We start from the raw sequence: 14819 nt of genomic DNA, 5'->3' as shown, positions 1-14819 counted from the left end.
CCGTACGTGTTCCGCGGGACGTGTAGCTCGTCGCCGAAAACCGAAACACGTTCTTAATTATTAATTCGGAACCCGAACTGGAAGGTTGGAGGGAAACAGATACAGGCCGTTCAGCAACCCCGCGATTTCTGAAAATAAGTTTTCACCGAATGCGAGGAACGCATGAAAGTTGCCATCGTTCATGATTGGCTCGTCGTTTCCGGCGGTGCCGAAAAAGTGCTGGAGCAGATTGTCAATTGCTTTCCCAAGGCCGATATCTTTACGATCGTCGACTTTCTGAAGGATAGAACCTGTCTGAACGGACGTCCGGTTCGTGCGTCATTCATCCAGAAACTGCCTTTTGCGCGCCGGCAGTACCGCAACTACCTGCCGCTCATGCCGATTGCAATCGAACAGCTGGACCTATCCAGCTATGATCTGGTGATATCGAGTTCTTATGCGGTTGCCAAAGGCGTGATCACCGGACCAAATCAGCTTCATGTGAGTTACGTCCATTCGCCAATACGTTACGCATGGGATCTCCAGCACCAGTATCTGAAAGAAGCCGGCATCAGCAAAGGATTGAAATCCGCGGTCGCGCGCGTATTGCTGCATTACGTTCGCGGTTGGGATGCCCGCACGGCTAATGCAATCGATCACGTCATTGCCAATTCAGGATTTGTCGCGAGGCGAATTCGAAAATTCTATGGACGCGATGCGACGGTGATTTATCCACCGGTCGATGTAAGTCATCTTCCGATGCGGCAAGACAAGGAAGATTTCTACGTCACGGCGTCGCGCTTCGTGCCTTACAAGCGTATCGATCTCATCGTCAAGGCGTTTTCCGAAACACCTGAACGGCGCCTGATTGTCATTGGCGACGGGCCTGAAATGCGCAAAGTGAAAGCGCTTGCGGGTCCCAATGTGCAATTGCTTGGCTACCAGCCTTTCGAGGTCTTGAAAGATCATCTTCAGCGAGCGCGGGCGTTCGTGTTTGCTGCTGAAGAAGATTTCGGCATTTCCGTGGTGGAAGCGCAGGCGTGCGGCACGCCCGTCATCGCGTATGGCAAGGGCGGCGCGCTGGAATCGGTGATTCCGTTGCCGGAGGATCGGCCAACGGGGGTGTTCTTCCCTGAGCAGACGTGGGAGTCGTTGCGCGGTGCCGTGGATTTCTTCGAATGCAATTCGCATTTGTTCAAGCCGGCAAATTGCCGGCACAATGCCGAGCGATTCAGCGCGGACCAATTCAGGGCGCTGTTCCAGGCGTTCGTGACGACGCGTCTTGCACAGTTTCAGGCGGAGCTGCAGGGATGCCGCCGTAACAACCGCACTCTGCTGAACGAACCGATTGTGCTTTCGGAACCGGAAATTACACCGCAAGTGTCACATCTGATCGGGTAAAACCATCGGAGCAGGGCAGGTGCAGGAGACCAAGTGCAGCGCCAGCGCATACTCATTCAAATCGAGCGCATAAAAAACGGTTGGATCGAAACAATCGAACCCAGCCGCTTCGGGTAGTGCAGTTCCCTCCTTTGTCAGTTCAAACCCAAGACGGCCAGACCTGGCCGAACGGTCGGACGTTCCTTTCTCTCGCCCTCCGCGATTCAGTTTTCTCTCCCCGCAGTGCGGATCTCTCCGAACGATCGGATTAAATCGCGTTTTTTCAGCTATTTCTTCATTCCCAAGGCCGGGTATGAATTACCTCTTAATGCTGAAACAATAAAAGCTGATCGGTATAAAAAGGTTATGTCTTTACATAGTACAAAAAGCAAAAAGCACAAAGTTCGGAAGCGGTCTCGGCCTGAAAACCTAAAATCAACTGCTGATATGAGAAATAAAGATAACTAAGTAGTGAAGGGTACGAAGCGCTAAGCGGAAGGCAACGGACGTCGTCCAGAGCCTTGCCGGGAGCGCTTCAGAAGGGTTTAAATCAAGCCGGAACGAACCTTCCGGCGGCATGTGATAACATCTGAAGAATACCTATGGAGGCCTAATAAAGGGGCCGGGTCGCCCTAAATAGCACGGGCTAACCACTACTTATAATATTATTACAGGTCTTATCATAAGTTACAGCCGGATACATCTCGGTTACGGACTGTAACGGCCAATGGTCAGTATTATTCGGACACCTGCCGTTGTCTTGGCGACTGTATTCGAACGTGTTGGGCACCTTGAACGCCCCGATGCGACATGGGACACGACTAACGCAGTCCCTGATCGTCGCGCCGAATCCTTCTCCATAGCGGATGGCATCGCAAACGTTTGCGCTGCCGGCTTCGCGCCAGGTTCGTAGGCCGGTCGCCGCGCGAACGGTCTTCCTTCGCAGGTCATGCGGTTCTTGATCTTTATCGGGGCACGACTCCCGAGGGTCTCGTTCGCGCGCTGTTTTCAATCCGATAATTGGTCATACGTAATCTCATGAGAAAGCCCGCACTACTCCTCTCATCGCTTGCCATTTCCTCTGTTGTCCTGACCTTGGCCGCATGTGGCGGCGGTTCCGATACCAGCGGCCCCGACGCAGTCGCCAACGCCGCCGATTCGCCGGCAGCCGTGCAGAATCGCGCCCGCAACCACAGCACGACCAAGAGCATTCAGGCAACCGGAACCAATGCCACGCCTTCGGCCGTCACCTGCTCGACGGGCACCCGATCCACGTTCTACGGCATCAACGGCCACCTGAACATGGGCGGCGCTTATTCGAAAAGCAGCTTCGCCACCCAGATTGCGCAAGTGCAGGATCTCGGTTTTGCGCTTTACCGTAACGACGTCATCGATCAATGGGGCGCCAACAACGTCGCTGCGTTTGCAAAGCAGGCCAAAGCCACTTCCGGCCCTTGCGTGACGATTTACCCGACGATCGGACCGAATAACTCGGACTGGGGCAGCAACGAAACCGATGCCTATAACCGCGCCTATGCACTCGGCAAGGCGAGCGCAACCGCGATGAAGGGCTCGGTACCCGTCTATGAAGTCGGTAATGAAATGGAAAACGCGGCGCTGGTCGGCAATGGCGACGGCAACAAGCCTTCCGACTACGACAACACGTGGTTTTCCAAGGGCCGTGGCGTGATTAACGGCACGATCGACGGCATTCGCTCGGTCGATACCACTACGCCGATTATCCTCAGCTCGATCAGCTGGCTGCACTTTGGCTTCGACGACATGCTTCTCGGCGGCACGGGTCCGGATGGCTCGAGCGGCCACCAGATTCCGAAGGTCGACGCAGTCGCGTTCCACTGGTATTCGGACATGGGCGATATTGAAAATGCCTGCGGCGGCACGGGTTGCTATAACGCCCTGCAGAAAATGGCTTCGTATGGAAAGCCGATCTGGCTGACGGAATACGGCGCACGTCCGGAAATGGGTTCGCAGAGCACGATTGCTTCGTATATCGTCGGCAACAAGATGCTGGGCGATTTCGCCACGCTGGCCGCGAAATACAACATTCAGAGCACGGAGCTGTATCAGCTGTATGACGACGCATCGAATGGCGGCGACGGCAATTACGGCGTGATCCAGGACGACGGCAAGACCCAGAAGACCAGCTACGCCAAGGTCAAGGCGTTCATCGCAGCGAATCCGAAGTAAGTTTTAATCGCGCACCGTTCCCTGAGCAAATGCGGCGTGCCCATGCGCGCCGCAGAAAATGATAAAAAGGGAACGGCTGCTCGTCTGCGCAGCCAGGCCACTACCTCCGAACCACCGGATTTTCAATCAGTACATCAACTGAACGAAAAGCTCATCCTCATTGACGGTTCAATCAAAAACCCGGTAATCGTTTCGTCGTAAGTTATGGCGCCGACGGGGTCCGTGCGTTTCGCAACATACGGACTCCATAAGTTGCGCGATGCTTTCGGATGCAATCGTTTGACGAATCGTCTCATGCGTATCGCCCGGCTCATCGAACGATACGTTCAATCTGTTCCCATTCCGGCATGACATTGCATTAAGGCAGTTTCGATGTCATCGGCCGGTGCTTCGATTGCGGCATTCCCGTGCCGCGCATGTTGGTTTCGCAAGCTTCGCTCATCCGCAGGCGACTCGCCGAGCGGGATAACTGTTTCGAAAGGCCGTGTGAACAGGAAAAGACGAACATGGAACAGCGAAGAATCGACGTTGGGCCCGCCTTGATGCGCGCAGGAGATGAAACATGGGCGGCCGCCGCCGAGTTGTCGCGGCTGATTACGGATAACCTCAAAGTCGTCATTCTCATCATTGCCACGGCGGTCGCAGGCGCGGCAATTTACGCCTTCCTCGCCACGCCGACGTATTCCGCGGATGCCGTCCTGCAAGTGGATATGCCCAATCCCAACGGGCTCGGCGTCACGCCGCAATCGCAACAGCAGGCACAGGTGCTCCAGGGAACCCTGCCGACCGACGCCGAGATGCAGATCATCCAGAGCCGCAAGGTGCTCGGCCCGGTGCTGGATGAATACAGGCTGTTCGTTTCGGTGACGCCGAAGAAGATGCCGGTGTTGGGCACCATCACGGAGAAATTCGCGACGCCCGGTACACCCTTGCCCGCTTTCTTCGGTCTGGACTCGTATGCGTGGGGCGGGGAACACGTGGCGATCGATACGCTCGACGTGCCGCCCAAGCTCGAAGACAAGCCGATGATGTTCGCGGCGCTCGAGCACAATCGCTATCGCCTGCAGGATGCGGCGGGCCGTGTGCTGGTGGAAGGCGAGGTGGGCAAGCAGGCCACCGGCAACGGCGTCACGATGCTGGTGACGAGCCTTGATGCGCGGCCCGACACGCGGTTCACGGTCGTGCGCTACAACGAGCTCAACGCCATCGAGCGTTTCTCGCGCCAGTTGCGCGTGACTGAACTGGGCAAGGCTACGGGCGTCGTGCAGATTTCGTATGAGACGAGCGATCCGACGCTGGCCGCTGAAGTCACGAATGCCATCGCGCAGACCTATATCACCTTGCACATCGCGCAGCGTCGGGAGGAAGCCAGCCGGATGCGCGCGTTCGTCGACAGCGAATTGCCGCGCATGCGCGATGAACTGAAGAATGCCGAAGCGGAGCTGAGTCAGTACAAGATCACCGCCGGGTCGATGCAGCCCAGCACCGAATACGCTTCTTATCTTCAGGCATCGATCGACCTGGACCGGCAGATTGCCACGCTCGGCGTCCAGCGTGCGGAACTGCTGAACCACTATGTGCCGGACGCGCGTGAAGTCCGCACCGTCGACAAGCAGATCGAGTTGCTCAAGGCCGCGAAGCAGAAGTTCGAAGCGCGCTTCACCAACCTGCCGACCTCGGAACGCAGGTCCGCGGACCTGACGCGCTCCATGAAGGTTGCCGAAGAGATCTACGTCGCGATGTTGAACAAGTCGAACGAGCTGGCCGTGACGCAGGCCGGCACGATCGGCAACGTGCATATCATCGACAGTGCGCTGCGGCCTTCCGTGCCCATCAAGCCGAAGCGTGCGTTGATCATCCTGATGGCCGCGGTGCTCGGCACGGTTGTCGCGCTGATCTTCCTGTTCGTGCGCCGGCAGGTCTCGTCGGGTGTCGAAGATCCGGATCTCGTCGAACGGCGCCTGCATCTGCCGGTATTCGGCACGGTGCTGTTCAGCAACGAGCAGGCGCGCGTGAACAAGGGCGGCAGCCCCGTTCCGCTGCTTGCGTCGAATGTCATGCCGCGCAGCCACGACGTTCAGACCATGGCCAGCGAGCTCTTCGCGAGACTCAAGTCCACGCCTCGCGAGCCCGTGACCGAGGACGCGGCTGCCGCTTCCGATGCACGCGAAGCCGCGAAGCGTTTCGTGCTGGCGATGCAGTGGCCCGACGACCTCTCGCTGGAAGGCTTGCGCAATGTGCGCACCGCGCTGCAATTCGACATCAGCGATGCGCCCAACAACATCCTCATCATGACGGGCGCGACGCCCGGCACGGGGAAGAGCTTTGTATCGGCGAATCTCGCAGTGCTCCAGGCCGAGACCGGCAAGCGCGTGTTGCTGATCGACGCCGATCTGCGGCGCGGCCATCTTGCCGCGCGCTTCGGTCAGGAGAAGACCAGCGGCATGGCGGAATTGCTGGCGGGAAAGATAGAGTGGGATGAGGCGATCCGCCCGGTCGGCGTGAACAACCTGTCCTTCATTCCGGCCGGCGAGTATCCGTGCAATCCGTCGGAGCTGCTGTCGACGCCGCGCATGCTGGAGTTGCTCAAGCTCTTCAGCTCGACCTACGACCTCGTCATCGTCGATACGCCGCCCATTCTCGCGGCCACCGATGCGAGCATCATTGCCGCTCACGCCGGTTCGACCGTGCTCGTGATTCGTCCGTCCGTGCAGACCCAGCGCGAGTTGCAGGAGACGCTCAAGCGCCTGGACCGTACGGGTGCGCGGGTGGTCGGTGCGATCTTCAATGCGATGCCGCGCCGTCGCAGCGAGAAGCGCAGTTATGACTATGTGAGCTCGTACGCGGCGGCCACGCCGGGGCGCGCGAAGTAACGCCAGGCAAGGGAGCCCGCATCGTGGCTCCCTGCAATGCAAGCGGCGAGTACGTCTTCAGCGCCTGACGGCGGCGATTGCGCTCGTCATCTGAGTCACATAACGATCGAGGGAGAAGTGCCGCTGTGCGTCGTCGCGCGCGCGCTCGGCGAGCCGTTGCCCGAACTCCGGCGCGGCGCGAATCACGCGGATGGCTTCGACCAGCGCTGCGGGATCGCCGGGCTTGACCAGCCAGCCGTTCTCCAGATGCCGGATGATTTCCACGACACCGCCCGCCGCCGACGCAACCACGGGCCGTCCCGCCGCCATGCCTTCCACTATGACGCGGCCGAACGGCTCCGGTTCGGTCGATGTATGGAGGATCACGTCCATGGCCTGCATCCAAGAAGGCATGTCGTGCTGGAAGTTCGCGAAGTGCACTCGATTCGCGACGCCCAAACGTTGCGCGAGTTGCTTGAGACGCGCTTCATACGCGTCTTCGCCGAACAGCGCCGCGCCCACCAGCACGAGATTGACTTCGGGCAGACGCGGAAGCGCTTCGATGGCTATGTGCTGACCTTTCCAGGGCGCGAGGCGTCCGAACAAGCCTGCAAGCCACGCATCGCGCGGCAGTCCGAGCCGCTCGCGCAGCGCGCCGATATCGCCGGCATCGGTTTGCGCGAAAGCCGAGGTATCGATGCCGTTGTGCACGATGGTGATGTCATCGGCGCGCAGTCCCGTCAGCGCCACGAGCGCGTCCGCGCTGGCGCGTGAATTGGCGATGATGCTGTCGACGGCATGACGCGCGATCCACTTGACGAGCATCCGCTGCACGCGCCCGAAGTGATCCGCCGACACGATGTCATGCAGATACCAGACCACCGGCCGCCGATGCAGGCGCGCCCCGAGCGCACCGAGCACGAGCGCTTTCTGCGTGTTGAGAAACAGCACGTCGTGACGGCGCGCCACCTGCGCGATCGAGCGGATCTGCGCGAGGATGGCCGGCAGCGCGCGGATCCAGCCGAGGCGCATGGCTTCCCGGTCGATGCCCGAGACACGTTCGTTGCAGAGCGTCTGCACGCGCACGCCGGCCGCTTCCAGCCGGTTGCGAAACGGCCCTTCGGCAAGCAGCACGACCTCGCCACGCGAAGCACAGGCGGCGGCCAGTGGCAACAAGGCGAACTCCGCGCCGCCCAGTTCGCCGGCCTGATCCACGAACAGCACGGTCCGCGTGCGAGTGTCTTCCGGTGCGGCATCCCGTGCCGTGGGCACAAGGGGAAGGGCTAGTCGATCGAGTTCGGGCGTGTTCATGTTCGTGGCTCGAAGGGTCGGGAGGGCGCGTGCAATACGGCTTCTAAGAAGGTCATCGGCCGGGCATGTCGTGGCCATCGGCGAAGTGCGCGGCTTCCTTCATCGATGGCGTCCGGTGCAGCGCCGCTGCCCCCGCATAGATCTGCATGTATTCGTTGCATACGCGCTGAGCGGAGAAGGCATCGAGGTTCTGCGCTGCGCGCAGTTGCCATGTGCGGCGGCTCTCGTCGTCCAGCAACAGCCGCTCGACGGCGCCCGCCAAGCCGATGCGATCCGAGACCGGAACCATGATGCCGGCCGCGCCTTGATCGAGCGTTTCGGGTATGCCGCCGACGTTCGTCGCCACGATCGCGCAACCGGCCTCGCGCGCTTCCATGATGGCAAGCGACGAAGTCTCGCTGTGCGAAGGCAGCACGAACACGTCGGCCTGGGCGAGATAAGGCCGGGGATCCGCGATATAGCCGAGGAAATGCGCGCTGTCCTTCACGCCGAGTTCCAGCGCGAGCGCTTCGAGCTTCGCGCGGTCCGGCCCATCGCCAACGATATAGAGCTGTGCTTGCTCGACACGCGACTTCAGATGCCGGAACGCGTGCAACAAGTCATGAATGCCCTTGCGTTCATACAATCCCGACACGGTGACGAGGTTCGGCCGATGCAAGGCTGGCACCGGCACGGTCGCGCCTTCACGCTCGAAGCGCGGCGCACCGATGATGCCGTTGCGCACCACGCACAGCCGCGCTTCGGGAATGCCGCGCTGTGCCATCGAGCGGGCCACGGCCTCGCTCACGGCAACCACGCGATCGCCCAGTCCCATCAGGTTCGACGCGCGCTGGAATTCGTTGTGGATCGTCGTGACGAAGGTGTACGGCGTGCGCCCCCGGCCGATGCGCGCCAGTACCGCGCCCGTCATCATGTGCGCGTGGACCACGTCGGGACGCGTCTCCGCGATCACCCTGCGAAAGCCCCACAGCATGGCCGGCACGCGCCACGGCCGCGGACTTTGCGGCAGCGTCAGATGGCGCACGCCGTGTCGTGCGAGAAGCGCCTCGAAGCGCCCGCCGGAAGACGCCACGGCAACCTGATGCCCCGCCTTCGACTGGAGGCAGGCAAGGTCCACCATCACGTTCACGATGCCGTTGCCGATCTTCTCGGCATGATTCGCCAGGTGCACGATCTTCATTGCATTCGACCTCACGTTTGCGGAATGACCGCTCAGGCACTGCGCTTCATGCTCAGCTTCATGAGTACGCCGAGCACCATGTCGCGCAGCGTGGACGACTTGTAGAGCGAGAAGCCGGCGTTGGCCGCGAGCATGAGCAGGCCCGTTGCGGCGAGCAGCGCAAGGCTGCCCACGGTGTTGGCGAGAACCAGGCTCAGGACGAGGAAGACGAGTTGCGAAAGCATGTCGGGCACGACGCGTTTCGCGCCGACACGCGAGAGGAAAATCAGAATCCCGTAATCGACGAAGCCGCGTATGACCACGGTCACGCACGCGCCGAGCAGACCGAAGCTCGATATGGCGATCCACAGGCAACCGACGAAGAACGGCACTTCGATCAGCCCGAGCCGCACGAGGGTCGCGGCGTTCGCCTGCGCCTGCACGAGCACGCGAAGCACGTTGGATTGCCCGACGATCCACGCCGCGAGCACCAGTGTGCGTCCGGCGGGCGACGACACGGCCGACAGGTCATGGCCGATCCACACGTCGAGAAACGGCCCGAGAGCGAAGATCGCGACGATGCCGATCGGCGTGAACAGCGCAGTGAGGAAGCTGAGCGAGTTCTGCACGATCTCGTCGGCGTGTGCGCGCTCGCAGGCGACGAGGCGGGGAAACAGCGTGCGCGTCAGCGAAAGCGGCAGCAGGCTGAGCCGTGAGACCAGGTTCTGCGGCACGGAATAGTAGGTGACGTAGCGCGCGCCCATCACCATGCCGAGGATCACCGTGTCGAGCGTTTCCATGATCGTCGCGATCACGGTGGTGAGCATGATCCAGCCGCCATAGCCGAACAGGTTGCGGATCGTCGACAGGCGCGGGCCCAGCACGCGTTTGATGTGCAGCACGCGCACGGCAACTACGCCCAGCGCTACGAGCGTGCAGAGCCTGACGAGCGTGATGGTGGCGAGCACGGCGGGCAGGCTGGGACGCGTCAGCAGGACCACGGCAATGGGCAACAACTGCTCGACGAAGGTGCCGACCGTCTGGCTCGTGTTGAGAATCCCGAAGCGCTGCGCGCCTGAAATGGAGGCGACGAATACCGCCGAGAGATTGGCGACCGGAATGCAGAGTGCGAGCCACGGCAACGAATCGTGAAGTTCGCCCTGCAAGGCCGGCGGCAGCGACGTCATGTGATGCACATACAGCAGGGCGGCGCCGTAGATGATCGCGGCGCCCGCGATCCCCGTGCAGAGATTGGTCCACACCGCGCTCCAGAAGACGCGGTCGATGGGAAGCTCGTTATTCGACAGATGCGCGCGGGAGATGCGGTTTTCCGTCGCGATGCCCATGCCGAGATCGAGCATGGCGAAATAGGCGATATACACGCCGACGAGCGCAATGATGCCGTAGCGCTCGAGCCCCAGCAGCCTGATGTAAGTCGGAACCGTGACCAGCGAAACGAAGGTCGGCAGAATCAGTCCCGTGAAATTGATGGCGAAGTTACGAAAGATGGCTTTGTCCATCGCGTCTCCGTGGTACTTCGTCGTATCCCGAATGCCCGCAATCAGCGTCGGGACGAGCCGCGCTGGCAGCCGGTCGAAAAGACAGCGTAGATAAAGTGATTCGTCAGCTCATTCGCTTCGAATAAAAATACTTGGCAATGCTACGTGAGCGACTTTTTGGCTTATGTGCGAGTTCGTACGAAGCGCCGGGAATAGAAAAACAACGTGCAAAGCATGCCGGTTTATTTCTTATGAATTAATTGCGGATTGGCTTTGTCTGAATAATATGAATGCATTCAAGGCTTATCGAAAATTACTGAAACCAGATGGATTCCTGAGCAACGCGCCGTCTTTACATGTCCGCGTGAAACGGGAAATGAGTCGGTGCGAAAACGTACATAGAACCTCTGCTGAATCGCTGTACCCTTAGCCCGCGCAGCCCCGTTCATCGACACGACTCGACTTCACATTCGCTCGCCGGAACGAGGACATGAACCCTACGATCAATCGCTATTTCACCGTCTGGGCGCTGTTCATCCCGATATCGTCGGTGCTGGTGATTCCGTCCATTCAGGGAACCGTTCCAGGTTTCCTGTTCAGCTTTCTTTCTCCGCTCGTCGTGATGCTGGCGGGAGCAAACCTGCGCGCGCGCTATATCACGACGCTGGCCATGGCCTTTCTGTTATGGCTGTTCTTCTTCTCCGGCAGCCAGCTCGCCGACATGATGGTGGATTACACCATTCGCTTCAAAGGTGTGGTGCTGGTCAATCCGCTGGATCGATCGTTCGTGTTGCGCAATTCGCTTTTCACGCAATCGCTCTATCTGATGGTGATCGTGTTGTTCGGTGTTTTCGTCTCTTTCTTCTACGACAAAAGCTGGGATAAACCCTTTATCGCCGGCGGCGTGCTGATGGCCTTGTTCGGCCTGTATGAATTCGTGTACTTCCTTATCTTCGGCGTGTCCGGCGACGTCATCAGCAACCGGGGCTTCGGCTCCGATCTCGGCACCAACGACGTGATGTCGATCGCCTTCCAGACCGTGGACCTCGCGGGACACACGTTCGCCCGCATCAAGAGCCTGACCGGCGAACCGTCCATGTACGTGTTCTCGATCTTTCCCTATTGGGTGTATGCGCGCACCGTGTCCCGCTCGCCGTGGCCCGCCCGCATCATCGGGCTGTCGCTGGTCCTGACCGTGTCGACGACGGCGCTCGTCGGTCTCCTGTGCTTCGCGGCGGTCAAGGCATCGCGCATGAGGATCGATGTCCTGCGCGTCCTGCTTTCGCTGCTGATTCTCGTGCTGCTGTGCTACGTGTTCCGCAACTACATCGGCGACTTCTTCGAGCACGGCATCATCGACAAGGTGAATGGCCGCAACGACTCCGGCGCCGAACGCTTCGGCAACTTCATGGCGAGCATCGAGTTCTGGGCGTCGCTTCCGCTTGCCAATCAGATTGTCGGCGTGGGCTTCGGCTATATCCGCTCCACCGACATGGCGTCCACGCTGCTGGTCAACAATGGCATTCTTGGCGTCGCGCTCTTCAGCTGGCTGTTCCTTTATCCCGCCTTCAGGCTCGACAGCTCCGAACGGTCGCAGGCGCTGCGCATCTCGCTGATTGCCGTCTTCGTGATGATGATGATGTCGGTTCCCGAGTTCGCCTATCTCGCGCCCTGGGCGTTCGTCGGCATGGCGTATCACAGGCTGCGCGAATACCGGTTCGCGGGAACGTCCTTCGACATGAGTCCGCCTCAGGCCGCGCCGCCCGTCGTGGCCCGGCACGCCGGGCAGGGATCGCGCTCATGAGGAGGGCGGTGGCAGGCTGGCGGAACGTGGTGCTGCGCGTGATCGCGGCATGGATGTGCGCGCTCGTCGCCCTGAGCGCGCAGGCGGCGGACGCCGATATCAGCTTCACGGTGCAGAACCCCGTCCAGGGCTTGCTCAGCCAGGGGGCGGGCAAGAAGAGCATCCGGCTGGCCATCGACGGCAATCAGGCGCTGACCGGCACGCACCTGGCGCTGAGCCTGCGTGGCTATCAGGAAGATGGCGTGCCGGTGCTGACGCCCATTGCATCGTGGCGGCAGATGGTGGGAAGCGTGCTGCTGTCCGCCGTGGTGACCGTGCAGGCCGATCTGCCTGCGGTGGGCTTCTATCAGCTGGACGTGCAACTGCTTTCACCGAATGGCGCCACGCTCGCGCGTCGGCAGATCAATCTCGCCGCGCTGCCGCACCGGACCACGCTGGGTCCGGCGGACTTCGGCGTGGGCGCGAACTTCGACCAGGGCGACAACGCGCCGGCCACGCTGCTGTCCATCATCAAGTCGGCCGGCTTCTCGTGGATTCGCGGCGAGCTGACGTGGGACACCATCGAGAAAAAGCCCGGTGTGTTCATGTTTCCTGCGCAATTCGATGAGTCGATGAAACTCGCGCATGAAATGGGGCTGACCACGCTCGTGCTGCTGGACTACGGCAATCCGGTCGCTTACCCCGAGCTGTTCAAGGAGAAGCTCAGCTTCCCGATGACCGCCGCCGCACGCGATGCGTTTGCCCGTTATGCCGATGCCATGGTCAAGCGCTACAAGGGGAAGGTCAATTACTGGGAAGTCTGGAACGAGCCGCGCCTGATCCTGATCGGCTACTCGCCTTATGTGGAGTTGCTGAAGCGCGTCTATCCGGTCATCAAGCAGGCGGATCGGCAGGCGGGCGTGATTGCCTGCGGAGGCGAATGGGGCGGCGTTCCCGTCGATGCCTGCTTCAACGCGATCCGCGCAGCCGGCGCCATCGACTACAACGACGGCTTCAGCATTCATCCTTATATGTATCCGGCCGCGCCCGAGGTGGGCTTCGACGGGGACAAGTCGCCGGTCAAGCCCGTCAGCATGATGACCATCTGGCCTTATCTGAGCGGTCTGACGGCGAAGAACCGTCCCAGCGACGGCCGGCGCCTGCAGGTGTGGGTGACGGAAATCGGCTGGCCGAGCGCGCCGGTGTCGAAGCAGCAGAACGAGACGAAGCAGGCCGCGTACTTTCTCCGCACCTATCTTCTGACGCGCCGCTTCAACACGGCGCGAGGGGTCTGCTGGTACGACCTGGTGGACGACGGCACCGACCCCGACGACCGGGAAAACAACTTCGGCCTGGTGCGCGCCGATCTCTCGCCGAAGCCGGCGTTCGCCGCTGCCGCCGTGTGGTCTGCGACGCTGGGCGATCGCGCCTGGAGCAAGGCATGGGTCGATAGCGCCGACATCAAGGTCTATCAATATGGTGGCGGCACCGGCAACGACAGCCCGGTGATCAGCGGATGGTCGGTGGCGAAGCGCGACTCGGTGCATCTGGCGCTGCCGGCGGGCGATTACGTGCAACGCAACTGGGACGGCCGCGAGACGGCGGTCACGGTCGCGGACAAAGGCCTCGACTGGCCGGTCGGGCCCTTGCCGCGCTATCTGTTGCCGAAGCAGCCGCAACAGCCAGGACATCAGGACCAGGAACAGAAGCATCGACCCGCATTGATGAGCGAGGAGAACAGGCGATGAACCCGAAGAGGATGGTGCGCGAGCTGATGGCGCGTTCGCTGTTATGGAGCGGCGCGTGCGCGATGGTGCGGAGGACGTTCTGGCGCGACAAGGTCGCGATCCTGCTGTATCACGACCCGAGTCCGGAATCGCTGGACCGGCATCTCAGCTATCTCGCGACGATCTGCGAGATCATCCCGCTGGCGGAGATCGACCGGCCGTCGAACGGCAGGCCGCGCGCGGTCATCACCATCGACGACGGCAATGCGGGCAACGCGAAGCTGCTGCCTGTGTTCAGGAAACACAACGTGCGCCCGACGATCTTCGTGTGCAGCGGCGTGGTGGCGAATCAGCGGCAATTCTGGTGGCAGCACGAGGGCGCGGCGCGCGAGGGCGTCGCGCGGCTCAGGCGGCTGTCGAATGCGGAACGCCTGTCGCGGCTGCGCGCACATGGCTTCTCGCCGCTCGCGGAAGGCCATGCAAGCGCATTGACGGCGGAAGACATCGCCGCGATGAAACCGTGGGTGGACTTCCAGTCGCATACGCGCTTTCACCCGGTGCTGCCGTGCTGCGACGACGCCGAATGCGAGGTCGAGATCAGCGCGGCCCGTCAGGAAGTCGAACGCCTGGTGGGCGCGGACTGCCTGCACTTCGCGTATCCGAACGGACGCTACGGCAAGCGCGAGATCGCGTATTTGCGGGCGGCGGGGTATCGGACGGCGCGAACCTGCGATGTCGGCTGGAACGATCAGCGGACCGACCGCTTTTCGCTGAAGGCCATCCCGGTGGACGACGAAGCGTCGATTCCATGGTTCGCCGCCAAGCTCTCGGGCATCCCGCTGTTCCTGCGCTACATGGCGAGCGGCAGCTTCAACGGCAAGATGCCGCAGATGTGACGGGTGAAGTGAAGGCGCGCGTCAC

General features: G+C 61.1%; 10 protein-coding genes. 7 read left to right on the top strand and 3 right to left on the bottom strand.

Going from position 1 to position 14819, the window contains the following annotated elements:
* Positions 1-162 precede the first annotated feature (162 nt).
* From QCE69_RS21260 to QCE69_RS21245, 4 genes are all read left to right on the top strand, one after another.
* Positions 163-1380: a glycosyltransferase family 4 protein gene (locus tag QCE69_RS21260; protein ID WP_309932776.1), complete on the top strand. Its 1218-nt coding sequence runs from the start codon at positions 163-165 to the stop codon at positions 1378-1380.
* Positions 1381-2397: 1017 nt separating this feature from the next.
* The gene (locus tag QCE69_RS21255; protein WP_309932774.1) at positions 2398-3567 is read left to right on the top strand and encodes a glycosyl hydrolase; all 1170 of its coding nucleotides are present in this window, start codon (positions 2398-2400) and stop codon (positions 3565-3567) included.
* Between the two features lie 42 nt (positions 3568-3609).
* Complete coding sequence (locus tag QCE69_RS21250) at positions 3610-3768, top strand: hypothetical protein (RefSeq protein WP_309932773.1); 159 nt, start codon at positions 3610-3612, stop codon at positions 3766-3768.
* A gap of 305 nt (positions 3769-4073) precedes the next feature.
* The gene (locus tag QCE69_RS21245) at positions 4074-6440 is read left to right on the top strand and encodes a polysaccharide biosynthesis tyrosine autokinase (protein ID WP_309922778.1); all 2367 of its coding nucleotides are present in this window, start codon (positions 4074-4076) and stop codon (positions 6438-6440) included.
* A 57-nt stretch (positions 6441-6497) separates the two neighbouring features.
* Here QCE69_RS21245 and QCE69_RS21240 read toward each other — a convergent pair whose 3' ends face one another.
* Genes QCE69_RS21240 through QCE69_RS21230 form a run of 3 tightly spaced genes read right to left on the bottom strand, consistent with a single transcriptional unit; the run spans position 6498 to position 10409 of the window.
* Complete coding sequence (locus QCE69_RS21240) at positions 6498-7730, bottom strand: glycosyltransferase family 4 protein (RefSeq protein WP_309922776.1); 1233 nt, start codon at positions 7728-7730, stop codon at positions 6498-6500.
* A gap of 52 nt (positions 7731-7782) precedes the next feature.
* Complete coding sequence (locus tag QCE69_RS21235) at positions 7783-8910, bottom strand: glycosyltransferase family 4 protein (protein WP_309932771.1); 1128 nt, start codon at positions 8908-8910, stop codon at positions 7783-7785.
* Between the two features lie 32 nt (positions 8911-8942).
* Positions 8943-10409, bottom strand: a complete 1467-nt coding sequence (locus QCE69_RS21230; RefSeq protein WP_309932769.1) for an oligosaccharide flippase family protein — start codon at positions 10407-10409, stop codon at positions 8943-8945.
* Positions 10410-10878: 469 nt separating this feature from the next.
* Here QCE69_RS21230 and QCE69_RS21225 point away from each other — a divergent pair, with 469 nt between their 5' ends.
* Genes QCE69_RS21225 through QCE69_RS21215 form a run of 3 tightly spaced genes read left to right on the top strand, consistent with a single transcriptional unit; the run spans position 10879 to position 14794 of the window.
* Complete coding sequence (locus QCE69_RS21225) at positions 10879-12192, top strand: hypothetical protein (protein ID WP_309932768.1); 1314 nt, start codon at positions 10879-10881, stop codon at positions 12190-12192.
* An 8-nt stretch (positions 12193-12200) separates the two neighbouring features.
* Positions 12201-13919: a cellulase family glycosylhydrolase gene (locus QCE69_RS21220; RefSeq protein WP_309922766.1), complete on the top strand. Its 1719-nt coding sequence runs from the start codon at positions 12201-12203 to the stop codon at positions 13917-13919.
* Positions 13916-14794: a polysaccharide deacetylase family protein gene (locus tag QCE69_RS21215; protein ID WP_309922764.1), complete on the top strand. Its 879-nt coding sequence runs from the start codon at positions 13916-13918 to the stop codon at positions 14792-14794. The genes QCE69_RS21220 and QCE69_RS21215 overlap by 4 nt, the downstream gene beginning before the upstream one ends.
* The last annotated feature ends 25 nt before the right edge of the window (positions 14795-14819 follow it).

This window comes from Caballeronia sp. LZ032 (assembly GCF_031451315.1).
In the GTDB taxonomy this organism is placed as follows: domain Bacteria; phylum Pseudomonadota; class Gammaproteobacteria; order Burkholderiales; family Burkholderiaceae; genus Caballeronia.
This window is presented reverse-complemented; position numbering and strand designations above follow the sequence as displayed.

Excerpts from the sequence above, each read along its gene's own strand:
- QCE69_RS21260 (WP_309932776.1), top strand. The coding sequence starts at position 163 with ATGAAAGTTGCCATCGTTCATGATTGGCTCGTCGTTTCCGGCGGTGCC.
- QCE69_RS21255 (WP_309932774.1), top strand. The coding sequence starts at position 2,398 with ATGAGAAAGCCCGCACTACTCCTCTCATCGCTTGCCATTTCCTCTGTT.
- QCE69_RS21250 (WP_309932773.1), top strand. The coding sequence starts at position 3,610 with ATGCGCGCCGCAGAAAATGATAAAAAGGGAACGGCTGCTCGTCTGCGC.
- QCE69_RS21245 (WP_309922778.1), top strand. The coding sequence starts at position 4,074 with ATGGAACAGCGAAGAATCGACGTTGGGCCCGCCTTGATGCGCGCAGGA.
- QCE69_RS21240 (WP_309922776.1), bottom strand. The coding sequence starts at position 7,730 with ATGAACACGCCCGAACTCGATCGACTAGCCCTTCCCCTTGTGCCCACG.
- QCE69_RS21235 (WP_309932771.1), bottom strand. The coding sequence starts at position 8,910 with ATGAAGATCGTGCACCTGGCGAATCATGCCGAGAAGATCGGCAACGGC.
- QCE69_RS21230 (WP_309932769.1), bottom strand. The coding sequence starts at position 10,409 with ATGGACAAAGCCATCTTTCGTAACTTCGCCATCAATTTCACGGGACTG.
- QCE69_RS21225 (WP_309932768.1), top strand. The coding sequence starts at position 10,879 with ATGAACCCTACGATCAATCGCTATTTCACCGTCTGGGCGCTGTTCATC.
- QCE69_RS21215 (WP_309922764.1), top strand. The coding sequence starts at position 13,916 with ATGAACCCGAAGAGGATGGTGCGCGAGCTGATGGCGCGTTCGCTGTTA.